This window comes from Acetobacter suratthaniensis (assembly GCF_017377745.1).
GTDB classification, from domain to species: domain Bacteria; phylum Pseudomonadota; class Alphaproteobacteria; order Acetobacterales; family Acetobacteraceae; genus Acetobacter; species Acetobacter suratthaniensis.
In genome coordinates, this window is sequence record NZ_JAFVMG010000038.1 from 1 (window position 1) to 4095 (window position 4095).

Consider the following 4095-nt stretch of genomic DNA (forward strand, 5'->3'; position numbering starts at 1 on the left):
TAGAGGCCAATTATTTGATTCTTCGAATTGCGAGAGCAGTCTCTGTTTATTTTCGACCATCCAGACATTCTTGAAGCTGATATGCGCGGGTTCCTTTCCCAATTTCCAATAGCGGTCGATCAAAAATGCAATCTTGTCGAGTAAGGAATATGCAATACGAAATGCTGTGCGCACTCTCTCGCTCGCAAGTGAGTAGAGCGGGTAATCGAGCGTATTAGTGAGCGTGACCCCACGATCGGAGAAATGGACCCGTGTGCTACTCATTCCTTCGAACAGCATGTAGCGCGCCGAGACGTATTCCTGTTTCATTTGGCTAAAAAAGCCGATGATCGGAGGCGGTGAATAGTCACCTGGCCGCTCGTCGAACCTTTCCCTAATGCCGGGTAACATCAGATCATCGGTCGCGGCGGCGAGATACGGTCCGAGATCGTTCAATGGGCAAAGAAACAACCGTTTATCGAGGCACCACTGACGATAAGCGCGTTCCACTTTTGATCGGCCCTGTTCACCCTGATCGAGATTCTGCATTGCTCTCACAGCATCGACATTGACTGCTCTGCCTAATTCATTAACCATATCTTTAAATTGCGTAACGATGGGCTTAAAATTAGGAGTATCATATACCGCATCCGGCGCCATCGCCTTGCAAAGGCTCTCATAAGCATGGAGCGCCAGAATGGCGCGCTCCCGATCATCGTCGACCATACCAGCATAATCTCTAAGTCCGGAACCGCGATTACCAAGTGCCATCGCGAAGTGCGGATCGATACGGAGCGCCTCGTCCCAGCAGGCTATTGCATCAATCGAGCGGCCAACCCTATTCAGTAGATTGGCGCGATTAGTCAGTATCTGGCAGCGTCGCCCCTTATCGAGCGTCGTGAATCCAGAGTGATTGGCTGCCCGCGTGAGCGCCAACATTTCTTCCTGAAGTTCCACACTCTCCCAAGAGCAAGATTGCTGAATATTAGCAATCTGCGATCGCGCAGCCCAAGCATTAGCCCGGAAATATTCCGTCAACACCTCGTTTTCTTCGCTGAGCGGCCTCTTTGAAAGCTCATCAAGCAAGTACAATGCACGCTTCAAACCGCGTTCAAATGCAGCATCACAGGAATCGTCGATCAGCCGACCGATATGTTCGAGTGCCTCGTCGTCACTCATTTTTGTAATGCTGCGTTCGCAGCTTTTATTAAGAGCTTCGAGATTGGGCTGATTAGACAATTTTGGCTGCCTCTCTGGATTCTGGCTGAGGAGAAGTCCTCATGATAATTTTGAGTTTCTCTGCTGCTATGGCGCCTATCAAGGCGTTCCCAAAAGACGGATAGAAGAAATTTGTTGCGTTCAGAGCTTATGTCGAAACTTGAGGGAAAGCGGTCTGTCTGTTCTCGGGCAAAACATACCAGAAACCGACATTCACATGGCTTGGAATACTGCTGGATGCAGATTATACTATCTCAGATAGAAAGCTGATGCCCCACGATTGGGCGGAACTGCTGCAAAAGTTGAGGCTTTCTTCACCAGAGAGCCTTTATCGTATACAAGTAAAACTTGCTTTTTTGGCACTTCATACGAAGTAACACGATATAGTTATAAATAAACACTTATAAATTACTAATGCAAGCTGGATTGGAGAAAAATATGCCTAACGTGATCGACTTCGGTGAGGCGTTGGAAAGAACTAAAGGCGAGGAACGAGCTTTACTGATTGGCAACGGTTTTTCTGCTCAGTACTTTAACTATCGCAACCTTCTCGACCAGTCGGGGTTTGCCGTGGGTAGTCCGGTTCGCGAAATCTTTAACATGCTAGGGACGGTAGATTTTGAGGCGGTGATACGTGCCCTCGAGGGAGCAGTAATTGTCGAGAAGAGATACCGGAATTATGTACACGCCAATGAGATTATGTCCGACGCCCAGATGGTTAGAGAGGCACTAGTCAAGGCGGTCAACGCCACGCATCCTAGCCATAGGCAAGATCTGGGTTTCCAATATACAAGCAGCGCTAATTTTCTTGCTAATTTCTACACGGTCTTTTCTTTAAACTACGACTTGCTGCTCTATTGGGTAAATCTTGAGAAATGCAGACTTGCGAATGGATTTGGTCTTGGAAAATCGGACGGTTATTTCCTTGGTCCATTTACCGAAGGTGCGTACTGTCATCTCTATAACTTGCATGGTGGTCTACATTTGTTTGAGACCGATGACGGCGAGGTCATAAAGGCACTTGATACCGGGGTGGGGGTAATCGCAACTATTACCGATACCATCATAAACAAGCGTCGCTTGCCGCTCTATGTTGCAGAGGGCACCAGCGTGCAGAAAATGCGGAAGATCAATTCCGTAGCTTATTTGCGCTACTGCTATGATACTTTACGTTGGAATTCCTGTTCAATTTTCGTATATGGACACAGTGCTGACGACAACGACGCTCATATTTACCGCGCTATCTTTAGTTCCAAAGCGAAGCACCTATATTTTGGTGTGTACAAGCCAGATCCAGAAAAAATAAAGGTATTTGACGGTTTGTTGTCGAAGCACCAGAAAACCACAGGATCGTATCTTGAATATACGTTCTTCGATAGTGAGAGCGCCAAGGTCTGGGACGCCTAACGATATGACCAAGATGCCTGTAGCAAGAAAATGATATTTGCCGCGTTTTATCCAAAATTGAAATTCCCACCGATTTTATTATGGGGTGCCCTTCCAAAGAACAGAACAACATCAAATATCTAGTTTTAGAGAACTCTGAAACTATTTTGACAACAAAAGTGAGGCACAGGCGAGCCTCTCTATTCTTCGATCGCTGAACCGACAGGCGGGTCAAGCCGGACAAGCGAACGGTCATATACATGACTCTCTCAATGGATGCATCAGTTCGGCATACTCACTCTGAGCCATCAAGAGCCTACAAGATATTCCTGACGCTGTATTTGCTCTTCTGTTTACGATTCATTGGATGAGAGCCTTTGCGTGATACCCTCTTGTGCGTCACCCAAGGGAAAATAGTGGGTATTGTAGGAATCGAGCAGTAAAGGAGCATTGGCTCGTAAGACACGACGTATCGCCGCATCAAGCTTTTCTGGTGCGGTCTCGGCTTTCACTCGCGCCAGAATTGGAAAAATATCGTAGTATGTTAGCCATGCATCCAGTGCATCTTTACTTAAGTTGATCTGGATATGCTTGTCACAATCGCGAGTGGCCCGTATAGACATAGAAATCAGGGAGGATACGTCTTTCAATGTCGGTCTTTGTTCTTCGAAATGACAAAGAAGGCAGTCCACATTTAGGTGTTTATATTTATCGGAAATTTCATCGTCACTCTCTTGAAGCAAACGCTTATGATCCGTGTCCAGTTTTGCCTTAGACTTACGGTGTACAATTCTGTTTCGCCAATGCACGAGAAGAACCGTTGCCGGAACAACGAAATTTTTATTACCCAGACAACATTCGAGCACGTCAGCAACGCGATCAGAAGCAGAAGTATTCCCGTCCCATTTCGAACGGACAGTCGCGAATTGAGGCAACTTGCTAAGTGCAGTTACATATTCACTGATAGCTTCTGCTACCCGAACCAAAACGGCCTCAAGCACAAACTTTCGAGATCTGCGCGCCGCAATGCGTCGATCTATTGGACTCCAGGAAATATCGAGACTTTCTGGTTTCTCATGCCCGCTTTCAACCGCATCAAGCCCCACAACAAGCGTGTTAAGATTTGCAACGGCCTCGCCTATTTCCTTCAAGAGATTGGTAAGCGGATGCGAGACGCGGTCTGTGGATTTGGTGGCGACGTCGTCAGGAATTGAACCTGCTCTACCTGCTTTCATTCTGGTTGGCCTCTAATCGGCAGGGGTGCTACCGTTACACTACGACGTCTCAGTTTTTATAGATGTACCTATGCTGTTTGTCCAGCCATCCCCATTCACCTGCTCCTAAAAAATCAATGAAACCAGGCAAATGATCGAACCGATAATGGGTTGGTAAAACCGGGGGCCACCGATGTCTGATGTCGAGAAATGTTCGCTTATCAGTGAGTGATCGGTAAGCAGGAGACGATTGCCGCCTGTCTACTCACGCGATAGGCGGTTCTGGCAACCGGGCTGC

Annotated in this window: 3 protein-coding genes and 1 tRNA gene; 1 reads left to right on the forward strand and 3 read right to left on the reverse strand. The window is 47.3% G+C overall.

Translation table 11 applies throughout. The features are described 5' to 3' along the window. Positions 1 to 1158: LA2681 family HEPN domain-containing protein (locus J2D75_RS14100; protein ID WP_207855417.1), on the reverse strand; the 1158-nt coding region annotated here is incomplete at its 3' end. Between the two features lie 477 nt (positions 1159 to 1635). On the opposite strand from J2D75_RS14100, the gene J2D75_RS14105 reads away from it, so the two are divergent. Further along, positions 1636 to 2604 (forward strand): DUF4917 family protein, encoded by a 969-nt coding sequence (locus tag J2D75_RS14105; RefSeq protein ID WP_207855418.1) that lies wholly within the window; start codon positions 1636 to 1638, stop codon positions 2602 to 2604. 332 nt (positions 2605 to 2936) lie between these two features. Here the strand turns inward: J2D75_RS14105 and J2D75_RS14110 are convergent, their stop codons facing one another. Both J2D75_RS14110 and J2D75_RS14115 read right to left on the reverse strand, forming a co-directional pair. After that, the gene (locus J2D75_RS14110) at positions 2937 to 3818 is read right to left on the reverse strand and encodes a hypothetical protein (protein WP_207855419.1); all 882 of its coding nucleotides are present in this window, start codon (positions 3816 to 3818) and stop codon (positions 2937 to 2939) included. Then, positions 3776 to 3867 (reverse strand) — tRNA-OTHER (locus tag J2D75_RS14115). The genes J2D75_RS14110 and J2D75_RS14115 overlap by 43 nt, the downstream gene beginning before the upstream one ends. Positions 3868 to 4095: the final 228 nt, after the last annotated feature.

Coding starts and splice junctions, on each gene's coding strand:
- J2D75_RS14110 (WP_207855419.1), bottom strand. CDS start 3,818: ATGAAAGCAGGTAGAGCAGGTTCAATTCCTGACGACGTCGCCACCAAA.
- J2D75_RS14105 (WP_207855418.1), top strand. CDS start 1,636: ATGCCTAACGTGATCGACTTCGGTGAGGCGTTGGAAAGAACTAAAGGC.